The 297-nt window shown below is 49.8% G+C and carries 1 rRNA gene; it reads right to left on the bottom strand.

The window, feature by feature from the left end:
* Positions 1-297, bottom strand: a 23S ribosomal RNA gene (locus tag LJE08_RS13955); the annotation flags it as partial.

Genomic DNA, 297 nt, shown 5'->3' with positions numbered 1-297 from the left:
ATGGATCTTATCACTCACCGTGTGACTCCCGAGTAAAAATCAATGGCATTCGGAGTTTATCTGAAGTCAGTAACCCATGACGGGCCCCTAGTCCAAACAGTGCTCTACCTCCATGATTCTAAACCTCGAGGCTCCCCCTAAAGAGATTTCGGAGAGAACCAGCTATCTCCAAGTTCGTTTGGAATTTCACCGCTACCCACACCTCATCCCAACCATTTTCAACTGATACGGGTTCGGTCCTCCAGTGCGTTTTACCGCACCTTCAACCTGGACATGGGTAGGTCACCTGGTTTCGGG

Origin of the sequence: Holdemanella sp. DFI.5.55 (assembly GCF_020593575.1) — a bacterium.
In the GTDB taxonomy this organism is placed as follows: Bacteria; Bacillota_I; Bacilli_A; order Erysipelotrichales; family Erysipelotrichaceae; genus Holdemanella; species Holdemanella hominis.
Note: the sequence above shows the minus strand (reverse complement) of the source record. Positions and strands in the feature narration are given on the sequence as shown.